This window comes from Desulfitobacterium chlororespirans DSM 11544 (assembly GCF_900143285.1).
Taxonomy (GTDB): domain Bacteria; phylum Bacillota; class Desulfitobacteriia; order Desulfitobacteriales; family Desulfitobacteriaceae; genus Desulfitobacterium; species Desulfitobacterium chlororespirans.
Window position 1 is genome coordinate 182,561 of sequence record NZ_FRDN01000003.1, and the last position, 26,246, is coordinate 208,806.

Annotated in this window: 24 protein-coding genes and 1 pseudogene; 9 read left to right on the top strand and 16 right to left on the bottom strand. The window is 46.3% G+C overall.

The features are described from left to right. Positions 1–4: 4 nt before the first annotated feature. The 13 genes and pseudogenes from BUA14_RS00840 to BUA14_RS27710 all read right to left on the bottom strand — a co-directional run bounded on the left by BUA14_RS00840 (position 5) and on the right by BUA14_RS27710 (position 15,106). The gene (locus tag BUA14_RS00840) at positions 5–1,258 is read right to left on the bottom strand and encodes a Wadjet anti-phage system protein JetD domain-containing protein (RefSeq protein ID WP_072770845.1); all 1,254 of its coding nucleotides are present in this window, start codon (positions 1,256–1,258) and stop codon (positions 5–7) included. Beyond that, positions 1,251–4,649, bottom strand: a complete 3,399-nt coding sequence (locus BUA14_RS00845) for an ATP-binding protein (protein ID WP_072770846.1) — start codon at positions 4,647–4,649, stop codon at positions 1,251–1,253. The genes BUA14_RS00840 and BUA14_RS00845 overlap by 8 nt, the downstream gene beginning before the upstream one ends. Then, entirely contained in the window at positions 4,646–5,293 is a 648-nt protein-coding gene (locus BUA14_RS00850) for a DUF4194 domain-containing protein (RefSeq protein WP_005814758.1), read from the bottom strand. The genes BUA14_RS00845 and BUA14_RS00850 overlap by 4 nt, the downstream gene beginning before the upstream one ends. Next, positions 5,283–6,689, bottom strand: coding sequence for a Wadjet anti-phage system protein JetA family protein (locus tag BUA14_RS00855; protein WP_072770847.1), 1,407 nt, complete (start codon positions 6,687–6,689; stop codon positions 5,283–5,285). Before BUA14_RS00855 ends, BUA14_RS00850 begins: the two co-directional genes overlap by 11 nt. 324 nt (positions 6,690–7,013) lie before the next feature. Beyond that, the gene (locus tag BUA14_RS00860) at positions 7,014–8,723 is read right to left on the bottom strand and encodes an SWIM zinc finger family protein (RefSeq protein ID WP_072770848.1); all 1,710 of its coding nucleotides are present in this window, start codon (positions 8,721–8,723) and stop codon (positions 7,014–7,016) included. A 38-nt stretch (positions 8,724–8,761) separates the two neighbouring features. After that, positions 8,762–9,760, bottom strand: a complete 999-nt coding sequence (locus tag BUA14_RS00865) for a Fic family protein (protein ID WP_242954505.1) — start codon at positions 9,758–9,760, stop codon at positions 8,762–8,764. Between the two features lie 159 nt (positions 9,761–9,919). Beyond that, positions 9,920–10,059: pseudogene (locus BUA14_RS29035) on the bottom strand (BRO-N domain-containing protein); the annotation flags it as partial. 20 nt (positions 10,060–10,079) lie between these two features. Next, positions 10,080–11,348, bottom strand: a complete 1,269-nt coding sequence (locus BUA14_RS00870) for an McrC family protein (protein WP_072770849.1) — start codon at positions 11,346–11,348, stop codon at positions 10,080–10,082. 16 nt (positions 11,349–11,364) lie between these two features. Next, entirely contained in the window at positions 11,365–13,764 is a 2,400-nt protein-coding gene (locus BUA14_RS28345) for an AAA family ATPase (RefSeq protein ID WP_242954506.1), read from the bottom strand. Positions 13,765–13,814: 50 nt separating this feature from the next. Continuing rightward, entirely contained in the window at positions 13,815–14,195 is a 381-nt protein-coding gene (locus BUA14_RS00880) for a hypothetical protein (protein ID WP_143153405.1), read from the bottom strand. Positions 14,196–14,323: 128 nt separating this feature from the next. Further along, positions 14,324–14,635 carry a hypothetical protein gene (locus BUA14_RS00885; protein WP_072770851.1) on the bottom strand — a complete coding sequence of 104 codons (312 nt, stop codon included), beginning with the start codon at positions 14,633–14,635 and terminating at the stop codon, positions 14,324–14,326. A 150-nt stretch (positions 14,636–14,785) separates the two neighbouring features. After that, entirely contained in the window at positions 14,786–14,926 is a 141-nt protein-coding gene (locus tag BUA14_RS28270; protein WP_005814774.1) for a hypothetical protein, read from the bottom strand. A gap of 6 nt (positions 14,927–14,932) precedes the next feature. Then, positions 14,933–15,106, bottom strand: a complete 174-nt coding sequence (locus BUA14_RS27710; RefSeq protein WP_157135368.1) for a hypothetical protein — start codon at positions 15,104–15,106, stop codon at positions 14,933–14,935. Between the two features lie 238 nt (positions 15,107–15,344). Between BUA14_RS27710 and BUA14_RS27715 the strand changes: the two genes are divergently transcribed. The 3 genes from BUA14_RS27715 to BUA14_RS28355 all read left to right on the top strand — a co-directional run bounded on the left by BUA14_RS27715 (position 15,345) and on the right by BUA14_RS28355 (position 16,923). Beyond that, a complete protein-coding gene (locus tag BUA14_RS27715) occupies positions 15,345–15,518 on the top strand; it encodes a hypothetical protein (protein WP_178371582.1) in 174 nt (57 codons plus the stop codon). A 92-nt stretch (positions 15,519–15,610) separates the two neighbouring features. Next, a complete protein-coding gene (locus BUA14_RS28350) occupies positions 15,611–16,132 on the top strand; it encodes a hypothetical protein (protein ID WP_242954507.1) in 522 nt (173 codons plus the stop codon). Positions 16,133–16,140: 8 nt separating this feature from the next. After that, the gene (locus BUA14_RS28355) at positions 16,141–16,923 is read left to right on the top strand and encodes a YecA family protein (RefSeq protein WP_242954508.1); all 783 of its coding nucleotides are present in this window, start codon (positions 16,141–16,143) and stop codon (positions 16,921–16,923) included. A 107-nt stretch (positions 16,924–17,030) separates the two neighbouring features. Here the strand turns inward: BUA14_RS28355 and BUA14_RS00895 are convergent, their stop codons facing one another. Then, positions 17,031–18,035 (bottom strand): virulence RhuM family protein, encoded by a 1,005-nt coding sequence (locus BUA14_RS00895; protein WP_035214382.1) that lies wholly within the window; start codon positions 18,033–18,035, stop codon positions 17,031–17,033. A gap of 326 nt (positions 18,036–18,361) precedes the next feature. Next, positions 18,362–19,270 carry a DUF3102 domain-containing protein gene (locus BUA14_RS00900; RefSeq protein WP_072770852.1) on the bottom strand — a complete coding sequence of 303 codons (909 nt, stop codon included), beginning with the start codon at positions 19,268–19,270 and terminating at the stop codon, positions 18,362–18,364. Positions 19,271–19,629: 359 nt separating this feature from the next. Here BUA14_RS00900 and BUA14_RS00910 point away from each other — a divergent pair, with 359 nt between their 5' ends. The 6 genes from BUA14_RS00910 to BUA14_RS00935 all read left to right on the top strand — a co-directional run bounded on the left by BUA14_RS00910 (position 19,630) and on the right by BUA14_RS00935 (position 25,173). Continuing rightward, positions 19,630–20,721, top strand: coding sequence for a GerAB/ArcD/ProY family transporter (locus BUA14_RS00910; protein WP_242954509.1), 1,092 nt, complete (start codon positions 19,630–19,632; stop codon positions 20,719–20,721). A 30-nt stretch (positions 20,722–20,751) separates the two neighbouring features. Further along, positions 20,752–21,852, top strand: a complete 1,101-nt coding sequence (locus BUA14_RS00915; RefSeq protein ID WP_072770854.1) for a Ger(x)C family spore germination protein — start codon at positions 20,752–20,754, stop codon at positions 21,850–21,852. A gap of 3 nt (positions 21,853–21,855) precedes the next feature. Beyond that, complete coding sequence (locus BUA14_RS00920) at positions 21,856–23,313, top strand: spore germination protein (protein WP_072770855.1); 1,458 nt, start codon at positions 21,856–21,858, stop codon at positions 23,311–23,313. Positions 23,314–23,315: 2 nt separating this feature from the next. Continuing rightward, a complete protein-coding gene (locus tag BUA14_RS00925; RefSeq protein ID WP_072770856.1) occupies positions 23,316–24,434 on the top strand; it encodes an NAD(P)/FAD-dependent oxidoreductase in 1,119 nt (372 codons plus the stop codon). A gap of 238 nt (positions 24,435–24,672) precedes the next feature. Continuing rightward, a complete protein-coding gene (locus BUA14_RS00930; protein WP_015942926.1) occupies positions 24,673–24,897 on the top strand; it encodes a DUF1659 domain-containing protein in 225 nt (74 codons plus the stop codon). Positions 24,898–24,933: 36 nt separating this feature from the next. After that, on the top strand, positions 24,934–25,173 hold the full coding sequence (locus tag BUA14_RS00935; protein ID WP_005814795.1) for a DUF2922 domain-containing protein: 240 nt from the start codon (positions 24,934–24,936) through the stop codon (positions 25,171–25,173). A 202-nt stretch (positions 25,174–25,375) separates the two neighbouring features. Here BUA14_RS00935 and BUA14_RS00940 read toward each other — a convergent pair whose 3' ends face one another. Further along, positions 25,376–25,975 (bottom strand): hypothetical protein, encoded by a 600-nt coding sequence (locus BUA14_RS00940; protein ID WP_072770857.1) that lies wholly within the window; start codon positions 25,973–25,975, stop codon positions 25,376–25,378. Positions 25,976–26,246 lie beyond the last annotated feature (271 nt).

The window sequence follows — 26,246 nt, forward strand, 5'->3', positions numbered from 1 at the left end:
CCCTTTATTCTGTGTCGGTCAGCATAGCCTCCTGTTCCAGCTTCTTTCTATTACTCACCATATAATCCAGACATTCCTTGCAATCGTTGAGTTCTGATCGTAACCCAAGACTCTTTACCTTCTCAGCATAGGCATGAGTAACCGAAGCGGTTAAATTGCTATATCGCTTAAGTTCTTGCACATTCATTCGATAGGCACTGATATCTTGGGTAATTTCGCGCCGCAGCCGGGCCAACATACTAAAGCCGCCATAATCAATATCTCCCCAGTGAGACCAGCCGCAGTTTGTTGGCATGGCCTTGGCTACGGCATGAAAGAATTTCTTTTTGGACGGGCTATACTGTCCACCGTGATAGATAACCAGTTCATTATCCACCTTATGCTTATATATATAGTCAATATAATTGGCACGGTTTTCAATTGATAGAATCCGCTCCACTCCGGAAGTGATAACCAAATTTCCTCGGAGCAAATCCGCTGAGCAGACATTTCCGCCATACCGCAGATACGAAAAATCGACCGTGCCGCACGCGAAGGATAGCTTTACATCACCACAAAACTCAAATTGTTCCGGATATTTAACGATTCCAATTTGCCTGAGCAACTCCTCGTCCCTGGCATCCTCTTCAGTATCCAGATATTTTCGCAGAACACTTAGCAGGCGTGACTTTACTGTTCGTTCAAATTGCTTGGAATCTCCAAAGCATTGTAACGAAAAGACCCTTTCCAACACTTCGGAGTCCCCCATACCGTCAATAAACTGTATCGCGCGGAACAACTCTTTCCGCTCGTCTTCAGCTTCCGGGAGCCTATTGCCAAGATCGCGCTTGCGGGAAATTGTCTCATATAGGTCCTGAAGATATTGCCTTGCCCATAAGACTTTAACTTTATCCAAGACATCCAGTATCTCGAAGCAAACATCATCGATCTTCTCATTCTTGGGTTGACGTCCAGCAAATTCGTAGGCCATAGGCAAGTTTTCAAGGTTTAACCATATCTGGGCGATGATATGATTTTCTTCGCCCTTCATCCATTGGTAGAAGACAAGCCGCTTCTCCGCCATTGCCAAAACCGCACGATTGGCTAAAATGCGCTTCTCACTTTGCTCAATATTATACTGTGGAAAATCAGACTGCCCGTTATCATATAACTTCAGCATAATTCTCCGAGTTGGGTGTATCCCTTCACGGAAAAAGATGCTGCGCTCATACTTATCCAGCAAGGCTGACAACAATTGTCGTTGAATCGTATCACTCATACTCAATTTCCTCAAGCCGCTTGGGGTCAAGGCTTCTGACGCAGGCACGTTTTCCGTCTCTAAGAACACACAGATTTCTGTCAACGAGAGTAGCAATATCTCCTATCTTATCAGGTGGCGCGGAAAGCACTACTTGGAAATTGAACTGACGCAAAAGCTCAATACTCCGGATGATCCGCTCGCCGTCCATTTTGGAGAAGGCCTCATCGAAAATGATTAGACGCGATGTACTGGCGTTTTTGTCTCTTCCTATTCGATATAGCTGGGCAAAGGAGGCCAGCACCGCAATATAGAAAGGTGTCTGTGTTTCTCCTCCGGACTTCTTGCCAAGTGTCTTTGACAGCCTTTGCGTTTCGCCATCACGATTTACGACTTCCAAATCAAAGGACAGATAAGTACGGTAATCGGTAAATGCCTGCACGCGCTTCTCATAATCGTCATGCTCACGTACCTTTGCCGGAGCTCCTTCATTGGTTATGATAGCGAAAAGCTCTGCGATCTCTTCTTTGTATTTTGCATTGAACTGCTCTGAAAGCAAATTATAGCCTCCCTCGAGGAGCATAGGGTCGACGATCATATCATAATAGCGCCTATATTCCGGTTTTGGCACAATACGAAACCGATAGGTATCCTCACCGAAGGAACTCCCGCTCAGCGCGTTGTTAAGCCCGTCAATCTGACGCTTCGCATCATTAATGTTGTTCTGCAAACGGCTGAGGAAATCTTCCTGAAACTGTTCAAAAGCCTTTTGACGCGTATCCTCAATTCTTGCCAAATACTCAGGCAATTTGTTTTCACTGAGTTCAAGCCAAGCATTATCATACACTTCATTATCTTCCGCCTTAATATTATAGCCCATGATGTATTTTTCGTTGTAAGTACGGCGTAAATTCAATAGATCGTCCCACATAGACTCACGTGCATTGGTAGATCTACTCAGCTCTCGCGGGAATGCCCGATTGATGTCCTCTGCATTGCCTCGGGAAGATAACTCTCGTTGATATCTCAAGCGGCCGGTGTTTTCCAGCCATTCCTCATTGTATTTCCTTGTAAGCTCCGTTTCCAATGTCTCTAATTCGCCTGTAAGCTTTGGAATAGTTTCATCTCGAAGCATGGTAACAATGGCCTCACGTTTTCCATAATCGATGTTGTCTTTACGAATTCGTTCGGAAAGAATCTTCATCTCATTTGCTAAAGCTTCGATGTGTGCTTTCAACGCCTCCACCGCGCTCTTATCAATGGTTGAGAGGCTTTCCCGCAAAGATCGCACATCATTCTCCAAAGCTTCCACGGCAGACAGGCCTTTCGCCGAGGAGATGGCATGCTCAATCTCTGCTTGGCTGAGCGCGACCAATGTACTACTGAACTGGAGACCGGTTTTTATCGTGGCACATGCAGCTATTTGCTGTGCTAATACGCCTATCTCTTTTTTAACGTCTTCCAGTCTCCTCTGTATAGCGCCCTGGCCAATCGCCGGCTTTGCCCAGCGTTTCGGATCCATTGCCCGGACAACAAAATTTTGGTACATCATACCTTCATCTGTCACCGATGTACGAAAACGCCTTAAATCACCTACACGATCGCATTTCTTTACCCGCCCAAGGGTGTAGTCCAAAAACAACCGGACATCCTGCTCGTCCGTTGCAATCTCTTCGGCAAGACTTCCTGAGTCTGCCGTTGGCTTAATATGCTTCATTTTTTCAATATCAATGATGCCTGTACCATATATTTGCCTTTGACGCTTAATGGCATCAAAAACGCGTAAAGCCGTCTGAAAATACTCCTGAGGAACAATGATGTAGTATTTTTGTGTATTCAGGTATCCTTCAATAACATTGCGCCAGCGGTCATTTTTAATCTCAGCAGCTTCGGCTACAACGAGAACTTTTATGTCCTTTCCAGTATTCAGGCGCAAACGGGAAGAGACCGCCTCTTTCAAATCGGTCACATCTTGGGGAAAGGGATAGATTCCACTTTCCAGGGATTCCTTTTCCTGCTGTAGTATTTTTCTCCGTTCGGCAAGAGTCACTTGCTCCTCTCCCATACGAGAGGCTAATTGTATAGAATGTACTTTAAGCGAATCGGCCAGCACGGCATATTCATCGAGCCCCTTTTGACCAGTCTCTAAGATTACAGCATAGTCAATTCGGAGCAATGACTCCATTCGCTTTAAGAAAGCCTGCCCTTCTGAGTGCAGATCGTTGATGCGGGAAACAAGCAACGGATCGAGTAAAGCATTTTCTATGGAGCCTATCTTTTGCAGCATTGCGGAGGAGTTCATTCTCCAGGATGATACACATTTAGACAGAACGGCAACTGCTTTATCATATTCTCCGCGCAAAGCGCTGATCTGTTGCTCCTTTTCAGCTATTTGTGTTTCAAGGAGCTGCAGAGCCTGCGCCTGCTCGTTGTTCAGAAGCTTCGCCTGCATCAGGTCCCGTTCTTCCTGAAGCTTGCTAAGGCGTGTCGTTTCAGCGTTGATGGTATCCGTTAATTCGGATAGCTGTGCGTCATAGGTTTTGGCTTTATCCTTGGCCGCTTCCAGTTCTATTGCCTTTATATCTGCTTGGGAACGTTCGATCAGGTAAGAGTACAGCATTTCATTTTGCCGCTGGACCGTAAAACTTTGATGAATAGTTAGTATCTGGTCAAGCAAGGCGATTCTACCCTTTAGGACATCAGCCTCGCTTTCCAGGCTTTTGTAACTTCTGATATTCTCCTGCATGCGGCTTACGTCTACGGTCTGCTGTGTATCGCATACGAATTCAGAAATAAACTGTTGAATTTCAACATTTGGATTGAAGGACACTGCTTTTTTCAGCAACTGACCAAAGCGTTCACGCAAGCCCCCGAGTTTACCATACAGGTTTGTCCTGAAATCTCTACCGACATCGGTCGTGGAGTGGTGTCCGGTAAAATGCTCTTTCAAATAAGCACGCAGTGCGGTGATTACCATAGGACTCCCTGTCTCGACAAACTCATTGTCGGGTATAGCGCCGTCATATAAGAAGAACAGCTTCTGCATATCGTTTTCCGAAAATGTATCAAAACAACAGCCGGCGGTAAAGCTCCTTTTCTTCTCCTCATCAAAAAACTCCACCGCGATATAGCTGGTAAACCTCCCGCTGCGCAAATAGTTGAAGCCCGAGTCTTCATCATCGCCCAACTCACCCCTGAGATATCCGGTTAGGGTTCGATTGCCCCGTCCATTAGCGGCTTTATTAAAAAAGCTGCCGCTGGTATCGCCCAGTAGAATTAATTGCAGCGCGTCAATTATTGTGGATTTTCCGGAAGCATTTTTACCCGTTAAAAAATTCAATTGTTCAAATTCCACCATCTCACGTGCGAAATAATGCCAATGGATCAGCAGGAGCCTGGTCATCTTTTTCATTCCGAATCCTCCTGCTCCTGCCCTGCTTCATCAGAGCCATTAATACGCATTTCTTCCAATTCCAGCATCATATCATTAATGCCCTGATTCGAGATAATCGACAAAATTGACGGTAAAATTAATAGTTCATTTCCGTCATTGCTCCAGGCAACCGACTCCATTTTTTGAATAATATTATAATGCCCGAGGGTGCGCTGGGCTTCGATCCGCTCTTTTTGTGTCGTTTTACCCTTATCAAGCAGGCCGAGCATCCGCATCTTCTCAACCACGGTTTGCGTGTCGGTTTTTACCATATGGAAGCTGCTGGCCTGCTCCCGCTGCTCCTCATAGATCAGGCGGCAAGTGTAGAGAAACAAGGTGGTGAAACGATCAATTCGCAACCGATTATGATCGTAAATATTGATCAACGACATAATTCCGTAGTTGTCGTCTTTCTCAAGCTGCCATCCCGTAACAGTAAAATAATCCCGCAGCACGGGAAAAAGTCGCGTGGCCATCTGATAATCAGCGTTAGGCAAGGTCATCTGCTGGGAAGGCTGATACTGGTATCTCACCATGTAGGTATGAGATAGTAAATAGTTGGCCAATCGGCGGAACTCGCCTCTTTCATAACTGGATAAAGCTTCGTATCGTTCACTCCACATGGTGCTTGCCCCCTTTCTTACTGATGATCATGTTGGGAATGCGGTATCCGTTTCGCTCGATTCGTCCCTCTCCCATCTGCACCCGATAAGGCATTCCTTTGTCATTGGCGCGAACAATAGCTAAAATCAGCAGGATAAAATCAGCGTCACTGTTGAGGGGAACATCTTCGCTCCTTACAGATTCTGCTCCATGGGCGAAGAGCCTATCAACATAGGCACGAATCCTCGCCACTGGATAGCCATTTTTTATCTGCTCCAGCATACCGGCCATCGCCAGATCAGAGAAGGCATTGTCCTGATCAATAGGAAGCGGCGTAGTATGGACACGCCGGCTCCTGATACTTTTATGATAAAGTGATTTGCCGTCCACAAACTCCTGACGGTTGATGCGAATGTTCTTTTCAAACATGTCACCCAATGCGTTGCGCTCCTCGCTTTTTGCATCAGCGTAAGTTTTTAAAAGCTCGACGAGCTTACCTTTGATAGTTTGGTCGGCGGTCATCAGATACTGAATTTTTTCGATAGAACTTTTTGTATAGGTACTGTGTTTTCTGTCGATCTCATTGATGATGCTGCCCACTGATTGATAAGCATCCAGAACATAATCGATTGCCGATAAGATTTCTTCCTCCGCTTCGGCCCCCTCATCATACTTTTTAATCGTCATGGCCCTCTCGCGCATGATCCGCATGAGTTTCTCATCTGCCAGTATATCGGATAAAATATTTTGAATCGGGGCCATATAACGATGAATAGAATCCATTGTCTTGATCGGATGATAGATCCGGTCCGACATCTTTTTGTATTCTTCAAAGTGGTTCTGTAGCAGCAGGTTTACATCATTCTGCTCCTGAATGCTGCGCAAAAATTCGCGAATTCCATGGTAGAGCCTGCGCAGCTCGTATTCCAGCTGTTCGGTGTTAGCCTTTGCTGATAAAACAGCCTCATACATCTGTGATTCATGTTCGTTTTTCGCTTGTTTTAAGCTGGAATAGGTGGCAAAAACCAGTGAATTGTATTCATGCAGTGATTTGTCGCCAAGTTCACTGAGCAGCTTCATGATGGATATGGCGTAATTACGGGGCGTAATAATTTCCACAAATGAACCGTCGAGAAACTCCTTGTCGACCCAGCCTGTTTTGACAAAGCGATTTAAGATCAAACGGGCTTTTCCACTGGGCGTGAGGCTGCTTTCCGGCATCTCATCATCATCTTCGGGAACAAACGCTTTATCCTCCAACAGGGAAATTAATGAAGAAATATAATCATCCACCCTAATGTTTAGCTCGAATTTGAACAGTTGGTGCAGAAGCATGAGCGCATCAACATATACTTCTTTATTTCCTGATACTAATACCGAAAAAAAGTTGTTCGGTACTACATCGAAAAGTCCCATTTCATTACCACCCGTCACTCAAAATATCTGCTGTAGATTTCACCATCCTAGGGAAGGCCTTCACCGAGGTCTTAAAATCGAGCAACATATGTTTCCTTTATTTCAGATAATTTCGCGGTAATCCAGCAATTTCCTTCTTATTTTGCATGATTTTTACCTGTCATGGCAAAGGGAAAGCGCCGGCAGAGTTGCCGGCGCTTATTGATGTTCCAAACTAATCCACTATTGTACATTGAGTAAGCATAGGCAGTTCCTTTCTTCACCTTAGCTCACAGGAGCCTGCAACTAAATAAACAGCAGAATGCAAGGGAATAGGGGCAGGCTTCAATCCAGTTTGAGCTTGCCCAGTTCGTCCCGCATGGCCGGTCTTCTCGGATACATGAGCAGCAATTCCCGCACTGCTTCCCTGGCATCTTTCACACCGCCGGCTTTCTTCAAGGTCCGAACCATAGCGCAGACCACTTGGTAATGGCTGCGGGTACTGGCCCTGGCTGCCGCCTGTTTGATATTGCTACGGAAAATCCGGCAAATTTCTTCTCGGTACTCAGGCACCAGATGCTTATAATAAGTATCAACACTGGAAGGAGTGGTGCGGACGTAAGCCATGAGTTTTTCCCACTCCTGTTCCTCCACCAGGACTTGGGTGTAGATGCTCCGGTACCGGTTCCCTTGGCCGGCCAGCCGTTCCAGGATAGCCGGGTAAACAGCAGGCCATTCCGCTGCGGAATAGGTGCCTTTTAAGTCTTGATAATGGGGGAAGCTCCCGCCCTCAATGAATTCCAAAGCCAGACTGCGCTGGGCTGCCAGCTGTCCGGTGCGGATATAGGATTGATACCGGTATTCTTTCCAGCGGGTCACCAAACCAAACTTCTCCTGATCCTGCTCTTCCCCATCCAGGCAAAGCCGGACGATCCTCTCCTCATCCCCCTGTTCCCGAGCCAGCCGGATCGCGGTTTCCCGAAAGGAGCCGTAGTTCAGATGCTGATTGAGAAAAAACTCCGCCTGGGCTGCGGATTCAAAACGAACCAGCAGGCTGTATTGAATCTCCAGAATGTTCTCAATGCGATATTGCGAAGACCAGTCGGTCTTTTGGTTGGCGGTCAGCAGCTTCTGCAGAAAATCTCCCAGTCTTTTACGTGCTTCCGGAGTGGCGGCAAAGGGGACACAACGGCTGAGAAGGTCAGTCTGCCACCCTGTTTCTCCATAATAGCGCCGACTCTCAGCTTCCTTCAGAATTAAGGCAAGGATGGATTCCCGGGTGGCTGCAGGCAGGTCGTCCATTTCCCCCACCTCATCCAGCAAGTAAAGTCCTTCGTTCATCAGGGCACCGACCCCGCCATCAGAGTCGTCCCCTTCCAGATCCACGACCTCGGCCATGACCAGCAAGGCCAGGCGGACCGCCAGCAAGGGGTTGCCCTTGAGCAAGGCGTCCCGGCTTTTTTCCAGAACCAGCTCCGCCCCGGTCAAGGCCTCGTCCATTTGCTGATAGCCGATAAAGCCATAACGATCAGAGTTCTTATCAAGATAGCTGCGGATCAGTTTACTGCAGCGCTTGATCTCCTCTTGTTCGTTCCCGCCTCCGAAGGCAAGCTCCAACCGGGCTTTTATCTCCGCTGATTCTCCTGCCAGAGTGAGCAGAAAACCAATCAGATTTTCCTGAGAAGTCTCCGCCAGGATTTGCTTCAGGTCTTTTTTGGGTAAAACCGCTTTGCTCCCCTTAGAAGCCGCTTCGGCCTTCTTCCTGCTGTTAGGGGAGTTACCCCCGCTCAACCTCTTCTGCAAAGCAAAGTAAACTGCCGCTTCGTGTTTGCAGGTTTCACCCCAGTCATAGGGGCAGCTGCAGCTACTGGCCATGATATTATTCTCTTCATCCAGTTCCACCTGGATCAGATAAAAATCGCTGCCGCTTACCTTGGCCTGATAAACGTTGGGCTCTATCTCTTCCAGAGAGCGGACACAGCCTTCCTGATAGTATTGATGGCCGCGTTCCAGAATCACTTCTTCGATTTCGTCCTGAAAATCAGCTAAGTTCATTGAATCCACTCCCTCTGTTAAGACCATGAAAGAACAGGCTATTTTGTTTTCTTAATTGCCCGGTATTTCTGTCTGCTGCTGTTTGGCTTATCCGGCACAGTCATTTCGATCAACCCAAGTTCCAAGGCCGGACGCAAATAGTTAATACTGAACGTAGGACGGTGTTTGAGCCCGAGCCGCTCTAAAAGCTCTTTTGCCGATAGGGTTTCATTTCCTAAGACCATCATCAGGCGTTCAACTTGCTCGGTCACTTGTTCGCGTACTTGTTCGGTTTGAATAAGCTCCCGCAAACTATCGCGAATTACCCTAAGCATGAATTCAATAAAGGCAGTGGAATCCGCGGCTTTGTCGGCGAGAGCCAGTACTTTATAATATTCGTTTTGCCGTTCGCGAATCAGGGTTTCTACCGGAAGCCAATGAAAGACCGGCTTCCAACGGCTTAACAACAAAGTTTGCCACATCCGGCCCATACGCCCGTTACCATCGGCAAAGGGATGTATGAACTCAAACTCATAATGAAATAGACAACTTTTGATGAGAGGATGTGTATCGGCATTTTTTACCCAATGAAATAAATCACTGATCAATTTTGGCACAAGTTCAGCCGGCGGAGCCATGTGTACCAGTTCACTCCCGGCAAAAACACCAGCACCCCCGGAACGGAAGCGACCGGATTCATTGGTCAATTCCAGCATGAGGATTTTATGTGCTTTTAAAAGATCGTCAATATGACACGGATCAAAGGATAACAGGAGATTATATGCCTCGTAAGCATTTTTTACTTCACGAATTTCCTTTGGTACGCCAAGAACACGTTTGCCATGGATCACATCCGTCATTTGTTCCAGGGACAGAGAATTGTTTTCAATCGCCAAGGAGGAATGAATCGTCCGTATTTGATTATCTCTGCGTAAATGGGGGTTAACAGCACTCTCATTCTTTACGGTAACAACACCCACTTGTTCGCTGATTTCAGCAACTAAGTGAATCATGGCGTCCGTAACGCTGTATGGCGGGGTGTAGGGCTTTTCCGGCACAGGCTCACCACCTAATTTTATCTTATACGTTATTATACCGTACAAGTTCTATTGGCACAAGATTCTACTGGGAAGACGCACTTGGATTGCCTGTGAGCGCTGGTTAATTCCGGTTCGATGGGTTTCCTCGATTCGTTCCCTCCCGACGGATGCCAGCTACAACTTAAAGTGCTCTGCTTTCTGAGAAGGGATCGACTGAATGATTCGCAAAAGTTGTTCTGTATCCGCAACGTCGGTCAAGTGCTTTTTGCCGTCAGCTGCGGTCGTTTTCAAAGCGTACAATTTAAAATGGTTTCGTTTTCCCTTGCAAAGCCAAAGTTTATGTACATTCAATTTCATTTTCTCTAACAATCTTCATAAGTTCCTGAGCAGTTTTATCGTTATCATCCCAGCTTATGCTATACACCTTAAGCTTCTTATTGTTATTGTTCTCAAGGTAGTATGATTCCAATTGGGCACCCGGCCCAGTTGGAATATTCTCATTATAAGGATAGAGAAGAATAGCTGCCTTAGCATCCATATATCTCGTCAAATAAGCATACATTTGAAAATAATCCTCCCGAGTTACGCCATGTCTAAAATATTGAGAGCTAATGATTTTCCATTTAGTATCAATGACCAATTGACTACTTTCACTTTCCACAACCATATCAGGTTTTAGCCAATAAACTCCTTTGTCATTCTTCTCGCTGATTAGCAATTTAATTTCTTTATGCTGCAAATTGACTTTGTAAGGACTTAGTGCTTTCCTCGCAATTACCGAGACATAGCGTTCAAACAAATCGTTCATTTTAAACAAGATAGAAAACGAAAAGTATCCACCAGCCGTAGCAACTGTGGAACAATTGGCAAGGAAGAGCTTAGCTAATGAAAATGCCGGGGAAAAACGCTGATTGGTCCTATCAAAGAACACCTTATCCGCATCGACTATGTTGGGAGTAATGTCCGATACATCTTGGAAATTTAAAGAACAATACCGCAACAAATCCAAAGTCTTAGCCGTTTCAATTTTTCTTAATAGCAAATTAATAACGAATTTGAACATACGGTTCAGATCATTATCAGCGGTGAACTCATGGTAGTTGCAATAAGCCTTAGGGATATGTTTCAATGCATTATTGATCTGCCGGGAAAAGACAATCTTACCTTTTTGAAAGGAGAGATTATTTTCGCATTCTTGGTATGTAGAATAGATGCCATAGAATAATTCCTGTTTCAACTTTAAAGCAAAGATGTAACCAAAAATCTCAAATAAATTTTTTTTTGCTAATTGAAGCCCTGCTAAAGCCGAATAATTGATCTCAAGATACCGGCTGACAATGAGCATGTTAAGCAATACTTCTCGAGAATTCTTATGTGAAGATACTTTGGGTAATATCTCAAGTGAAACCGTAGATAGCTGAATAAATCCTACATAATTTATTATTTTAATGCTGTCCAAGCTCCACAAAAAACACTGTTTCTCCAGTTTCTGTGTCCTAAGATATTCTCTCAGCTCTTTAGCTTCAGCTATTGTTAATGAATAATCTTTATCTTCTCTGGTTATGGGAATTCTTGATGTCCCCTCATCTACTACTAGATGCTTCAAAGTGATCTCTCCCCGATTAATTATCGCCATAAATCCGCTTTAAGGCCTTTTCATTAGGCTCAGCTACGATAGTATAACTAATTTTGGTAGATTGATCGTATTCTAAATTTCTGGCGAAGATTTGACTGGGGTCCAGTTTTTTCTTAAATAAGAAATACTCTTGTTGTTGCTGGAGATTATCCGTTGCCCCGCCTAAAAGTAGCTCAAGCTTTTCCCAGTCTAGATAAAAGTATTCCTGGAGCAGCGGAATAACTTTGGTTTTCATTATTGCAACAAGTTTGGGAACGGATAAATGCTTATCTATAAAATAGGCATGCCCGATTAAGTGATCCTGATCGTAAAGATATTCGATTCGATCATTGATGGCTTTGAGGAGCTTTTGTACATTGATTCCCTCCACATCGGTATCAAGAATGGAATAATCCGGGCTGAGTTCGATAAAGTTGAACCGTCGTCTTAATGCTGTGTCAAGTAAGGCAATGGATCTGTCAGCCGTATTCATAGTACCAATGATATATAAATTCTGAGGGACACCAAATGAATCATTAGAATAAGGCAATGTTACCGTCACTTCATTGTCAGCATCCAAACGCTTATCTGGTTCGATTAAGGTAATCAGTTCCCCGAAAATCTTGGAGATATTACCCCGATTGATTTCATCAATAATTAGAACATAGTTTCTATTCATGCCACCTTTAGGGGACAAGTAACTTTTTAAGCTGTCAAAATTGATGTCATCTTTAGAATGCATATAGATCGCTTGCTGGGAAAAGTTCTTATTAATTAAAATTTGTTTCACCGATACCATAGGCTCTTTATTGACATAAAGCCATTCAACCTTGTGAAAATGATTAAATTCTATTGTTGTATTCTCATCGTAATAATAATCTCCCGTGACTCTGGCAATGGCTTTCAATTTGGCATTTCCATGAGATATAAACACAATATCCCCTATTGTCATACGGTTTTTGAATCGGTCAACAGCAACAATATTAAAGGAATCCTGATCCCCGTATTTGCTTTCATATTTTTTCCGAATGGCTTTTCGATCAACACAGTCCGAATAATCTATATCTACGCCCCAGCCAAGACCAATTACATTATGGTCAAGACAATAGTCGAAAATATCTTCTTCTCCATCATTGGTATTCCCCAAAGACATTTTAAAAAAGTTAATCTTCTTTTCATCAAAGTCATATCCTTTGACATTGTCTTTTGCACTGGATCTTGCAGCATTACTTATCATTTTGAATATCCCATCCCTGGGTTCAAATCCTCCGTTACCGTCACTTCTTAATCCCTCAACAAATTCTTCATAACCGTACGATTGATGAAACGTACAAAAAGCTATCTGACCAATATTTAATAGTTCTTTAAATTCTTTGACGGCAGCTTCCCGTTTGTCTGGATTATTGATTAGGTTGCTGTATTTTTCTTTATCAATAATTTCTAATGCACGTTCAATAACGCTGTATGTTTTACCGGTACCCGGGGGGCCAAATAAAACCATATTCTTATTCAAGTCATTAGTCATTTTATTTTGCCTCCTTTCATTAAAGTTGTCATTGTCGATGATGGAATAATCTTCACTAGCTTCCATGACAATTTTTTCAGGATCTTCATTTTTCCACATACTTACTAAAGGTTCATTATAGAAGTCAAATGTGCTACTTGGATTCTTTTGTTCAAAGTAGCGACGGATTTTATAAATAGCATCGTCAATATTATCAGGAAAATTGCTACCTTTCATAATCCTTTTGAACTCGTTGTAGATTTGTTGCTTATTTCCGTTACTGCTAATCCGCTCATAATACTCTGGGTATAGAAGGTGAAGGATGATATTACGCATTGCATAATTACTGCGCTGCCTTAATTCATCTATAAATACCCTAAAGTCTTTATGATTATCTATTAGGTTATTTCGTTCAGAATGATTCAACCGTTTGATTCCTAAGCCGATATAACATAAGTAAGAAAGCTCAAAAGGTCTTCTTGTATGAAATGCCGTGCCCGGTTTGCCAATACCTTTACTTTCAAGCAACACATTAAGGTTTGATGTTAGTGGAACATTAAGACCTTTCCAAGATGCTACTTTTTTGATTAAATTCACTTTGGTTTTACCATTAGTATCTGATGGGAAAAGAAAGTAAATAAACAATAATTCGCACGCTAGCTTGGTTACGTCCGAAGATTCTCCAGCCAATTGCTTTTTAAACTTCTCCTCAAATGAATCGGCCGTTTCGTCCGGGTTATCAACAAAACAGCGTTTGAAGTCTTGGAGATTGTCCAAAGTCCAGATACTTTCTCCTGGCCAAAGAAGCCACCCGTCATTAATTAGACAGTCATTCTTCCATTGAAGAGCAAGGTCGTATATTTTATTTAGTTCAATCGGGTCATGACCATAGTACTTTGCCATTCTTATGCCTCCAGTTATCAAACTTGTTAGCCAGCAAATCCAAAAAACAATTATAGGGAATTAACTGCATACCCAAGAACTTGGGCAAAATCATCCCCTTTATAGTCTAATTTGCTACTTGTTTTAAGATCAACAACACAGTTGTCTGCAATAAAATCGGCATCTGCTCCGCCAACTATTGCGCTGTACTCCCCAAAAGTAGGATTTAAAGATAAATCTCTCCATGATACAGTTTCTAAAAAAACACAGAAAACCTCAGCTAGCTGGCTTATATTATCTACCATATCCTGATCTGTAATTGTTCGCCTTTGGGAAAAATATGTTTTCCCTTCTGTCTCCTGAAAAAAATAATCCGCAACGTGAATGGATTTTGTCCTAAAAGTTTCATCAAGTTTTGCAAGAAAAATTGAATCACTGATGACTTGATTCAAGGAGCATTCCTTGTTTATAAACTTCTTTCTATGGCTTAAAGCCTTGCTAAGTCGATTCTGAAGAAAATCCAAAACCTCTTTTAGGTTCTTAGATACCTTTTTACAACCTAAAAGTCGTTCATTATCAATTATAAAATCGCCAGTTGGGAAAATAGGCACATCATGACATTAGGAAAAAGCTTTAATCCCTTCTCTGCAATTAATTCCTTTTCGGAATTTACAGAGCCTATTTTCTCAGCTAACAAAGCCCGAACCACATAATCAAAAGCAGTTCCGATCTGTCCGGGTTCATGATATTTACCTATACTTTTAACCGTTATTGGCGATTTCCATGCATCTTTCACTATTATTTCATTGTGTTGGTTCTTTAAGAAAGGCTTAAGTAAAGGAAATTTCTTTTTAATATCCGGATTATCTTCGATTAAGTTAGTCAAGGACAATTGCCGTTCACTCTCCTTTCGTTTTTCGAGAATCCTATGAAATATGAATAGGCTAATTACTTATCTCCGCCTCATCCTTCAGCCAATAGACGATAAACCGGATTCTTGCCTTCCCCGGGGTATACCCTTTCTGCTTAATGGACTTGAATGTTAATTGCAAGGCCAGGGGCGGGGCGGCTGGTGGTCCTCTGAATTCTCAACCTGCTCAAGGCCCTCCACCCCCCTGATCATCTCCAGATAGCTGCCGTTGTAGTGGATGGTCAGATTGCGCTTGGCCCGGGTCATGGCCACATAGAGCTACCGCACCGCTTCCTCTGTTCCCAGATTGAAGTTCTCCAGCATTAGGAAGACATTATCAAAATCCCGTCCTTTGGCTTTTTGGATGGTTGAGATAAGGATCGCTTCGCTGTGTCCCCCTGGGAAATCTTCCAGCTTGGATTCCCGGATAGCCGATAAAGTGGAAAAAGGCACTGAACTCCTTTTGCCCCTTTAAAAGCATGTGAAAAATGACCTTCAGGACGGATTCCGCTTGTTGAAAAGCGGTAACCTCGTCAAAGAAAAGATCTCGGGCTTTGATGGAATCATTGAGAGGATTGTTGGCCTCTTCCGTCTGTAGCTTATCGTCCTTAAGCAGGGCATGGTAAGGGCGGTTGGGGAACAAAAGGGAGGAAAGGTAGACGATAATTTCAACCGTATGGAGGCCTGCGGCATGCAGAATATTTTCCAGTTACTTAAGGTCATGGTTAAGAATGTTATGTCCGCAGCGATAGTCACTGCCCTGCAGGTCTCTCTCCCTTCTCCTGCCGGAGGTTTCTCCATTTTCGATATAATTCTCCTAATTATTGTCGATTCCTGCTTGGGAGAAAAACACCTGCTGTTCTGACAGGGATTTTGCTTTCTAAGTCATAGTTTACGTCAAAGGGACAATCTGGTATCCTCAGCTTATACGCTCATCGAGAGGACGGATCGCCAACTATGAAAGATAAAGAAGTCTATAAGAATCTGCTTATTGCATTAGACCAGATGAAAAGCGACGCTGCGGAATATCTGGATAAGAAGCTTTGGAAAGAGATTACCCTGCCTCAGACCTATGAAGAACTTCTGCTGGCCTTGAGCAAAGATGAACTCCAGGACATCTCCCGGCACTATGGCTTCAGAAATATCAGCTCGCTGAAGAAAAAAGATTTGGTTCATTATCTCGTTCAACAGCTGCCTTGCCGAATCACCCAGGAATTGAAGCTCATGGATGAACATCGCTATCTCTTTCTGAAACAATTCGTCAGTGAAGATGATAAAGTCTTCCAAGCCGTCCTGGCCGATGCTTATGACCATAAACTTGTTAATTATTGGCGAAAAACCGGGCTTGTCTTGTCCAGTTCCTCCCAGGGGCAGAAAGTGCTTTTTATGCCCAGTGAACTTCAGGACGTCTTTCAGACTCTTGAGCATGATGCAGCCCTGCAAAGCAAGCTCAAACAGAATACGAATGGCTGGGGCTGACCTACGGAATGTTATACTATTATGGGGTAATGGGCCACATGACCATACTTGCCAAGCTTGAAGAACTCACGGGAGTACGGCCTGATTATCAGGAGTTTCACACCATTTTGCTTCGTGGGGGTGAATATTATGATGCCCCCAGGATGGACTCCTATGGCTACTGGGCCCATCAAAACGTACACGACGTGGATGCTCTGCTGAAAGAGCAGCGGGCTCGTGCCGATGTTGATTATTATCGATTCAGCAAAAGCAAACTGCTCAAGGCAGGAGCGCCCGATTATTTTGATGACACTCCCGCCTTTCAACGCTTGCATGATTACTTTTCGACTCACTATCAAATGACTGAAAAAGAAGCCAAGGATCTCGCTGCAGAATGCCAGCATATCGTTAATCAGATTAACGAGCCTTCCGCCATTTTTGATTTCTTAAAGACGACAATAGAGTTTCCCGATGTTGAATCCGTACAGCGTCTGGCTGATGTGGTTATGTTCTTCTGGAATAATACCCGGCAATGGACACTGAAAGGACATTCCCCTGCCGAACTCGGCACCGGGGCCAATCCCGGCCTCTCTTCACAGCCCAAGAACCTTCATATACCTTTTGATACAAACCTGCCCTTTGCCACTCCTGCAGTCCGACCGGCCCCTTCCGGTCAAACCCTGGGCAGCCCTCACTCTAAATCCTCTAATCCTACTGTCACCGATTTGAAAACCCGCCAAAAAACCGGCCGCAATGACCCCTGCCCCTGTAGAAGCGGCAAGAAATTCAAGCACTGCTGCGGAGGACTTTAAATTTGATGGCAACGGAAAACGAAGCTTTCATCTCTTTTGCTTCGCCATCAATGAAGAGATTGTAGCCCCGATGATAATGGGTGCGGTTATATTGCCGGATTTTGATTTTATTTCTTTTTTAGCACCTTAAGCAAACTTATATCTTCCGTAAGCGCAGTAATATCCGCTTCCTGAACGCGTCTATTTGCATCATAAATCTCATATTGTTTTTCTGCCAGCGCTTTGGCGATCTCCGCCGATACCTTACCAGCATTAGCCAATACTTCCCTCCCCGTAAACCGTAGGAACAAATCCAACTTCTCTTCCCAATCCGCCATATGCATAGGAACACGGCGCTCCGCCTGATCTCTGGCATAATCAAGATACATAGTGACAATACGGTTGAGCCCAGACAGTTCTTGCTCATTTAAATAGTTTTTGGCGATATCCACATCACCTTTACGCACCCGGGCTCCTTTAAAAGAAGTCAAGCCCATATTAGGTTTGGTGGCATCGGCACGTTTAACAATAAGTTCCGCCGCTGTGTATCCATGTACACTGTAGTGCATTTTGTTTTGAACGGTCTGAAAAAATAGACGTGTTCTCTCTAGGTTTGAGTCGTAGTCTACAGAGGTCGCATATATCTGCTGGATTTTTTGATAGAAACGTTTTTCAGATGCGCGAATCTCCGCTATACGCTCCAGTAACTCGTCGAAGTAGTCCTCACCGAAAGCAGTAGGGTTCTTCAACCGCTCATCATTCATGGCAAAGCCTTTTTTACTGTACTCGGTCAGCACGCCAGAAGCCCAATTGCGGAAATGCATACCTACATGAGAGCGAATACGATAGCCAAGAGCAAGCACCATCTGAAAATTATAATGCTTTTTGCGGCGCTCAACATGTCGTGTACCCTCAATTTGAACTTGTAAGAATTCCTTACAAGTTGCTTCTTCGCTTAATTCTTTGTCTGCATAGATATTTTTAATGTGAATGGTTATGTTTTGCGGAGTAGTTTGATAGAGTTGGGCAAGTGAATGCTGAGTGAGCCAAATATCACCATTTTCGAAATATACATCGATTTTGGAATCCCCTTTTTCATTTTGGTAGATTAAAATTTTCCCCACATCTTCCATATTTACAGCACTCTCCTTGTATTCAATTAAAACATATCACTTTAAAACAGCTAGGCCGAAGTCCTCAGCATCTATAATATCAGATAGAAAAGCCCATTCCGACACAGAACATATATTCTATTATAAAATGATATCCCTCTGACTGCAACTGAATATAACACACCGGAGTCAGCATAGTTGTCATAGACCTCCGAAAGAAGTATAGTGAGTTAAAGCACTCGAGAGGAATTTAACGACAACTATGTCGACAAATACAGCAAAAAAGAAAGGCTTCCTAAAGAGTGCATACTCCCGGGAAGCCTGGTTTGCTTTATGGGCAGCACTCTTCACAGCTTCTCCCGCAAGGCATTGTGGAGGAAATCATGGATCTTCTCCTTATATATGGCATGGAGCTCCTGGTTTTTACCGGCAAACTTGGTCATTTCATAGGCCAATTCCTTAAAGGTCTTGAAGAGGCTGTCATATAAGAAGGCGATTTTATTGGCCTCGGCCTTGCCATAGGCTTCATTCAGAGATACCTCCATCTTTTTGATGGTTTTATAGCCTGAGCGCTCTTTCAGTTTGTCATAAGAGGCCTTCTTATTCTCGATCTCCTGCTCCAGCTCTCCCTTTACCCTCTCCAAACCATGGATTGCGGCTTTCAGGCCGTCCCGTTCTGCGGCCAACCGGGCATTTTTATTCTTTTCCTTGTCCAGATCATCACGAAGAGTTGTGCTCTCCTGCCTGGCCTGATCCCGCTCGGTCACGGCTTGATCTGCTTCCCGCCGGGCCTCTTGCCGCTGCTCAACGGCCTGTTTCAGCTGCCGGGTACTCATGCCTTCCACATCCATCTCCATCAGGAACTCAACCCGCTCTTCCTCGGGAAGCTCTAAAAGAGTCAATGCTTGCACAAAGGTCAGGTTGGGCAGCGTCCGGCCTTCCTTAGTCTGAAGCCCCTCCCCGCCTTGGAGCATCGCCCGGTTCTGAGAAGATTCCCCGGCTGGGGGCAAGGAAAGGTATTCACCATAAGCGTCAAAAAGGGCCATAAGACGCTGGGCGGTTCTTTGGGAGTAGTTGACGGATACTTTCAGCCAATCCCCCCATTCCCCATAGGGAATCATGGCTCTGACCTCTTTGAGCCTGCGCCCGATTTCGATGGCATGAACAAGGAGGATTTTCTCCATCTGCCGCTTCATGGTATTGATCTCTGAGGCAATCACAACGGGGGTCCGGCCGGTCGTCAATTCATCGATCATCTAATCCATCCTCTCTTGCACCTGGCAAAATCTACTGTTTTACTATCTATAGCATATGATCTGCCTGTTAAGAGTGACAGCCGACACAAGCATGTTCAAGAATGCGACAACGTTGTCGCATTCTTGAACATGCTTTATTTCTATTTTTCTAACCGACCAATTGAAATCGGCAAGTTTCAATGTCTTTGAGATAACTATGTCTTGCCACGATGTATCCAAGCGGCTGTACATAAACAGCAAATTTAGCCTTTACCATAGACTCTCTTCAGCTGCTAATATGCGCTGAAAGATCCCGCCCCATGAGTAGATAGCCGATAAATGGGAATGATTAATAAAAACGTGAATTGCGGGATGAGTCCTTGACAAACAGTGTGACAAACAGACAGTTGTTTTTTATTATCATCATTTCCACAGTTGGCCTGAGCGCGGTGGTCATGCCGAAAATCATGAGCGAGGCCGCCGGAACAGGGGCGTGGCTGAGCCTGCTCATCGCTGCCGTCTTTTTCGTGGCCGACGTTCTGCTGATCATCCACTTGGGCTGCCTCTACCGCGGGAAAGCGCTGGCGGAATACAGCGAGCTGCTGGTGGGGAAAGCCATATCCCGTATTTTCTGCGGTATCTATCTTATCTACTTTTTTATTTTTCTCGCCTTTTTCGTCCGGTCCGCGGCCGATATCATCCAGGCGGAGATTTTATATAAAACGCCCATTTGGGCCACGATGCTGCTGATTATGAGCGTCTCCCTATACGCCGCGTCAAAAGGGCTTACCAATTTGGGCAGGATTCTTGAATACCTGGGCCTGATCGTGCTGATAACGGGCTTTATTTTGCAGATTATTGCCTTTACCCAGGGAAACCCGCTGAATAACCTGCCCCTGATCGACCCGGCGGAGATAAGCCGCTATATCCGGGCGGTTCCGTCTGCTATCTTTGTTTTTTTGGGCTTCGAGGTCATCACTGTCATCCCCCTTTCCAGACGCAACGGTTCCCAAGCGCTGCTCACGGCGGGGATTGCAGTTCTGGTCGCCTGCACGTTTTTTATTGTTCAGTTGGAAGGCTGCTATTCTATTCTAAGCATCGATGATATCGTCAATTACGATTATCCGGTTCTGACCGCGATTCGCAGGCTGGACATCACCGCCCTGCAATTTGCTAAGCGGCTGGATCTGTTTTTCATCATGGGGTGGCTCACCTCCATCTTTTGCACCACTTCCCTGCTCATGTTTGCGTCGGCGGCCTATGCGAAAAAGCTGATTCCCAAGCTGACCGGGGTGACGCCGATGCTCGCCATCGGCGGGGCGGCTTATGCTGCAGGCCTGCTGATTCCCAACGCGGAGGATGTGCTGCTGGTGTTCAATCGCTTCACGACGTATACCGGACTGCTGCCGGCCTTTGTCATCCCCTTTGTCTTGTGGGTGGCCCATCTGTTCCGGTCCCGTGGCAGTACGTAAAGAGGGTGGTGATAAAGCCTGAATAAGCTCATGAAGTTAACCGCTCTTGCCCTCTGCCTGCCGCTGCTGTGGGGCTGCTGGGATTCGACCGATATCCAGCAGGAGAATATTCACATCGCGGAAGTGATCGATTATCAGGATGGAGAGTACCATTTCTATGGGGAAGTCGCCGATCTGGGCGGTCAGTCACGAAAAGGCGGCACCGGCGGACAGGGCAACCTGAACTTTTCGATCATCAAGGCCAGCGGGGAAACGTATACCCAAGCCCGGGATGATCTGAATCGCAAAAGCAGCAGGCCGGTTTATCTGGGCGCCTTAAAGGTGCTGATTTTTACCGACAGACTGGCATTCCAGGATGTGGAGGAATATCTGAACCGGAGCCGGACCCAGCGCAACACCAGAAAATCCCTCAAAATCATCACCTCCGCCGATGAGCCGGAGGATTTGCTGAAGGCCGAGCTGGACAACGCGTCCTCGGTGGGGCTGGCCATTGATAACATACAGGACAACCTGATGAAGGAGGGCTCCTCATTTTTTGTGGATATCGGCGATCTGTTGGAGGCGCTGGCGGTAAAAAAGGTGGGGTTTTTGATCCCCGCCATGGGCGTCGTGGACTCCCATATCACGCTGACCGGATATACGGTTTTTGAAAACGGCAAAAAGGTTGGCTTTATCCCACAGGACCAACGGCGTGGAGTGGTGTTTTTCCTCAATCCCCACGGCAGTTTTCATTACGAAGTCATTTTGAATTCGAACCGGTATGAGCTGGATGTTACGCTTAACAACAAAAAAATCACCACGACGTATGCCGATGAAGAGCTCATGATCCAAATTCAAATGGGGTTTAAGGCCGTGCTGAACTATGCGTCCACGGCGCAGCCGGCCACTATAGGGGACCGGGAGGCCTTGCAGCGCCTTCTTGAGGAGGCGGTCCTGCAGGATATCGTACAGGCCCTGGATACCTCGCAAAAGGAATACGCCTTGGATTATCTGGGGATTTACCGGTATTTTCGGGCGCAGCATAACAGTACCTTCAAAACTATCGATTGGAAGCAGGCCTATAGTGACGCGGCGACGGAGGTCACGACCGAGGTCACACTCGTCCGGAGCGAGCTTCCCCAGGAGCCATAAGCCATGACAAAATCAGCAATCCATCCTATCGACATCGACAAAATCAGCACGCGGCTCAGCGGCATTTCGGCGCGGGTCGTTCCCTGTACGGGCGGGGATGCCATCACGGTTTTGTTTATCCGGCAGCTCACCGACCGGGCGCTGCTGTCCGAGTGTATACTCAAGCCGCTGATTGCCCGCGCCGCCGCCGGGAAAACGCCCCCGGCAGAAGAGCTCCGGGATCGGGTCCTGTATGTGGATCATTGCGCGCTGGATGACAATCCCGACGCCATAGACGCTTATCTGCTGGATGGATATACCGTGCTGCTGGGTCCCTGGGGCGGGCGTTATATCGTGTCAGATATCAAAAAGATTGAAAGCAAAAGCATTGACAGCCCGGAACTACAATACACGCTGCGCGGGGCGCGGGACTGCTTCATTGAGAATCTCGACACCAATCTGTCCCTGATCCGGTATAGAATCAAAGATCCCCGGCTGAAAATCGCCATGCTGGAAACAGGGAAACGAACCAGAACCTCGGTGGCCGTGGTCTATATCGAGGATATCGCCAATCCCGGCATTGTGAAGGATATCCTACAGAGGATTGCCAAGATAAGGATAGACGGCATCGTCGAATCCGGCGAACTGCAAAAGCAGATCCTCAACAGCAAATGGAGCCTCTTCCCCCAAACGGGCATTGTGGAACGGTCGGATATGGCCTGCGGCGCACTGCTGGAGGGAAAGGTCATTATCCTGGTGGAGGGCAGCGGGCTGGGGCTGATCGCCCCCAAGGTTTTCCATGAGTTTCTCATCTCCTGCGACGACATCTACGACAATAAATACCTGGCCCTCCTCACCAAGGGCCTGCGGTTCATCGCCTTGTTTCTTTCCATTACCCTGGGTGCGCTGTATATCGCCATCATTTCCTTTCATCATGACACGCTCCCCTCGGAATATATCCTGACCCTGGCGGCTATGCGGGCCAACGTGCCCTTTAACGCCTTTACAGGCATTGTACAGCTGGAAATCATCGTGGAAATCATCCGGGAATCCTTGCTGCGCATTCCCAAGAAGATCGGCGGGGCCATCGGCATTCTGGGGGCGATTATCATCGGACAGGCCGCCATGGCATCCGGCATGTACAGCCCACTGCTGCTGATCATCGTTTCCACCGAATTGCTGGCCTCCTTCATGATCCCGGATTATACCCTGATGAACCCCTTCCGGATCTTGAAGGTTCTCATGATTCTGCTTTCCGCGGTCTTCGGCTTGATCGGCTTTACCCTGGGCCTGTGCCTGATCGTGACCGTGATCGTTTCTTCCAACAGCTTTGGCGTCGCCTACGCCGCACCCAGCGCGCCTTTCAACCGCGAGGATTTTTTGGGAAAGCTTTTTCCGGACAAAAGTATTTCACCCAAGCGCCCTAATTTTCTAAAAACCACCGATCAAACGCGCATTGAATCGGATGAAAGGAAACAATGATTATGAAAGTTGCCATCATAGGAGCGGGAATGGCGGGGTTATCCTGCGCCATCACCTTGGAAAAGCACGGCATTACGCCGTTCATCTTTGAGAAAAGAGCCGGCGTTGGGGATCGTTTTGTCAACGCGGAGAGCATGTTCCACATTCTCAACCGGCCGGTAAAAAACTGCGTCCCCTATCTGCGGGAAAAATTCGGCATCCGGCTGGACCCACTGACAAAGGTCTCCCAAATCGAGATCCACTCCAAACACGAGAAGGGCGTCATCAGCGGGGATATCGGCTACCTGAACATACGGGGAAGGCACGAGGATTCCTACGACAGGCAACTCAGGGACCAGGTCTCAGCCCCCATCGAATACCATTCGGAGCAGGAATACGAGACGCTGTGCAAGGGCTTCGACGCGGTGGTGCTGGCGACGGGGGATGCCGAATATGCCTGCCGCCTGGGCAACTTTCGGGCCGACTTCACCGGCTCCGTCCGCGGCGCTACCGTAACGGGCAGTTTCCAGGCGGATACGCCCCATGTCTGGTTTGACTGCGACGTGCTCCCCAAGGGCTACGGCTGGGTCATCCCCTATTCGGATCAGGAAGCCAATGTGGTGATGTTCAGTCCGGATTATCCCAGCAATATCAAGCGGGATCACGAGGAGATGTGGAATCACTTCTACGGCATGGTCAGCCAGGATTTGCATCAGCAATTCCGCATGACCGATCAATTCTCATTCAAACATTATATCGTCGGCATCTGCAATCAACCGAAGCTGGAAAACACGTATTTTACGGGCAATTGCTTCGGGGCGGTATCCCCTGGATTTGGCTTCGGGCAATTCACTTCCATTCTGACCGGGGTTTACAGCGCTTACGACATCTGCGGTCTCGGGGACTACGCCGAGCTTACCAAGCCGCTGCGGGCCAATTATGAGAACTCACTGATTCTCAGGCGGTTTTTGGAGAATATGACTAACGAGGATTTTGATTTTGTGGCGAAAAATATAAATATGAAGCTGATCAGCCGTTTTGTGAACAACCTCTGCGACAGCGAGGGACGTATGGATCTACTCAAGGACGTGACGCCACTCATGAAGCTGTTCAACCGACTGCAGGAGGGCAAAAACAGGTAGCCTCTCCTGACCTGACCGGCAAATCTTCTGCACCTTCTATCCATAGCCTATGGGCCGCCGGCCGGAGTGACCGCCGCCTAAACAATGTCCAGGAACACGACAACGTTGTCGCGGCCCTGGACAAGCTTTTTTTCCATATTTTTTTGCTCCGGCTGTAACCTCCGGGGGAACCAGATCATAGAGTATAGAGACAGGCCGGATATCCGGTCTGATAATGAAAAAAGAGGAGTTGAATTGAATGGCCATTGTGTCTGAACCACTCAATTCTGCACTGGTAGTGGTCTATCAGGACGGCTACACACCTGCCGGAGCGCCGGTGAGCCGTCAGAAGAGTATAAGCTATGTACGTCCCGATGCTTCCGAGGAAGCGCTCTATGAAATCGCCCAGGCCCTGTTCAGCCTCTCCCTTCACCCGGTTCTGGATGTGCAGTTGAAAAAGAATTTCCGGCTGAAGGAAGAATAATGGACGGGAAAATCAAAAACGAAAGGATGGAGCTTAATGGCGATTTCAACCAATAAAATCCTCCGGCTCAGTTTCAGTACTGCCGGAGGAAAGACATTCACCCTGTCGATTCTCAACCCCCGGGAGGATCTGAGCCAGGCTGAAATTCTGTCCGTCATGGATCGGATGATAGAGGAAGATATTTTAATGACGACCAGCGGCGCCCTTACGGGAGTCAAGGACATCAAGATCGTCAACACCGTCGTCAATGATTTGTTCGATCCAGTTCAGCCTTAGAGAAGGCTGCGTGGAGTCTGAGCCTTAAATAAATGCCTTGAGATTGCCGGCTAAGGTCACTTGGCCGGCGGTCCATTGTCTTTTTCTTATTCAGAATCAGGCAAGGGTTCCTTGTTCATAAAAAGACCGCTCAGAGTAACGGCCGGCACGAAACATGTCCAAGAATGCGACAACGTTGTCGCATTCCTGGATAAGCCTCTTGTCAAATGGTCACCGTAATTTCTTTAAGGAGAACCCTCTGAAATTCCGGCTCCGGCAAAGGTTTAACTTTAAAATGGAATTCCACCTCACTGACATCGTCCGGCAAGGGCGGCGTCACCACGAAGGAATGCTGCATTGTTTTACCTGAACCGCCCCCTCCGTTTAGGGTGCACAGGTATTCCGGTGCAATAGACAGTTCAAACATGGCATGGCCCAGATGGCCAAAGGGTTCAGGGGTGATCACTTCAGTTTCGATATACACAATACTGGCATTGCTGTATTGTTTTAGATAGGTTACAGTATGAGACAATTTGTCAACGGTCACTGATCTTAACACGGGAATAAATCTCAGAAACTCAACCGGCTCTACCGGTATGTGGATCTGCTCTTCACTGAGCAAATGAGCAAAAACCAGGCATAACCAATATTCTTTAAGGCCAAAGGCCTGGCTCCACTGGGCAATCAGGTCCGGATCGGGAAAACCGGGATTTTGATTGGACAGCTCTTTGCGCTTGGCAAGGAGGGAGCAGATCTCTTCGTCCAGAGGAGCTAATTCTTTGCAGTAATAATCCGTAGGCGGGTGAAAAGGCATAGCATTCATGAACTCAACCTTCTTTCCAATTGTTTATGAATCCTTTTTCTGTATACTTCCACCATGGTCTGCTTTTTCCTGCCTGCGCAAGGGGGCTTTACAGCCGGCATAAATTTGTCCCCAAACACGACAACGTTGTCGCGTTTGGGGACAAATCCGGTTTCCGCGTTTTTTTAATTAAGTCCCAAAACTTTCTTAGTTATAATCACAGCCTTCATCTTGAATGACCACGGCTTTGCTCTCAGGAAACATTTTAAGCAGCGGCAAGGCTCCGGGTCTT

What these genes read in the sequence shown, in the direction of transcription:
- BUA14_RS00900 (WP_072770852.1), bottom strand. Translation starts at nt 19,270, where the DNA reads ATGATCGATGAATTGACGACCGGCCGGACCCCCGTTGTGATTGCCTCA.
- BUA14_RS00935 (WP_005814795.1), top strand. Translation starts at nt 24,934, where the DNA reads ATGGCGATTTCAACCAATAAAATCCTCCGGCTCAGTTTCAGTACTGCC.
- BUA14_RS00925 (WP_072770856.1), top strand. Translation starts at nt 23,316, where the DNA reads ATGAAAGTTGCCATCATAGGAGCGGGAATGGCGGGGTTATCCTGCGCC.
- BUA14_RS00920 (WP_072770855.1), top strand. Translation starts at nt 21,856, where the DNA reads ATGACAAAATCAGCAATCCATCCTATCGACATCGACAAAATCAGCACG.
- BUA14_RS00845 (WP_072770846.1), bottom strand. Translation starts at nt 4,649, where the DNA reads ATGAAAAAGATGACCAGGCTCCTGCTGATCCATTGGCATTATTTCGCA.
- BUA14_RS00895 (WP_035214382.1), bottom strand. Translation starts at nt 18,035, where the DNA reads ATGGAAGATGTGGGGAAAATTTTAATCTACCAAAATGAAAAAGGGGAT.
- BUA14_RS27715 (WP_178371582.1), top strand. Translation starts at nt 15,345, where the DNA reads ATGCAGAATATTTTCCAGTTACTTAAGGTCATGGTTAAGAATGTTATG.
- BUA14_RS00840 (WP_072770845.1), bottom strand. Translation starts at nt 1,258, where the DNA reads ATGAGTGATACGATTCAACGACAATTGTTGTCAGCCTTGCTGGATAAG.
- BUA14_RS00855 (WP_072770847.1), bottom strand. Translation starts at nt 6,689, where the DNA reads ATGGGACTTTTCGATGTAGTACCGAACAACTTTTTTTCGGTATTAGTA.
- BUA14_RS28355 (WP_242954508.1), top strand. Translation starts at nt 16,141, where the DNA reads ATGTTATACTATTATGGGGTAATGGGCCACATGACCATACTTGCCAAG.
- BUA14_RS28345 (WP_242954506.1), bottom strand. Translation starts at nt 13,764, where the DNA reads ATGGCAAAGTACTATGGTCATGACCCGATTGAACTAAATAAAATATAC.
- BUA14_RS00915 (WP_072770854.1), top strand. Translation starts at nt 20,752, where the DNA reads ATGAAGTTAACCGCTCTTGCCCTCTGCCTGCCGCTGCTGTGGGGCTGC.
- BUA14_RS00930 (WP_015942926.1), top strand. Translation starts at nt 24,673, where the DNA reads ATGGCCATTGTGTCTGAACCACTCAATTCTGCACTGGTAGTGGTCTAT.
- BUA14_RS00860 (WP_072770848.1), bottom strand. Translation starts at nt 8,723, where the DNA reads ATGAACTTAGCTGATTTTCAGGACGAAATCGAAGAAGTGATTCTGGAA.
- BUA14_RS00940 (WP_072770857.1), bottom strand. Translation starts at nt 25,975, where the DNA reads ATGAATGCTATGCCTTTTCACCCGCCTACGGATTATTACTGCAAAGAA.
- BUA14_RS28350 (WP_242954507.1), top strand. Translation starts at nt 15,611, where the DNA reads ATGAAAGATAAAGAAGTCTATAAGAATCTGCTTATTGCATTAGACCAG.
- BUA14_RS00850 (WP_005814758.1), bottom strand. Translation starts at nt 5,293, where the DNA reads ATGTGGAGTGAACGATACGAAGCTTTATCCAGTTATGAAAGAGGCGAG.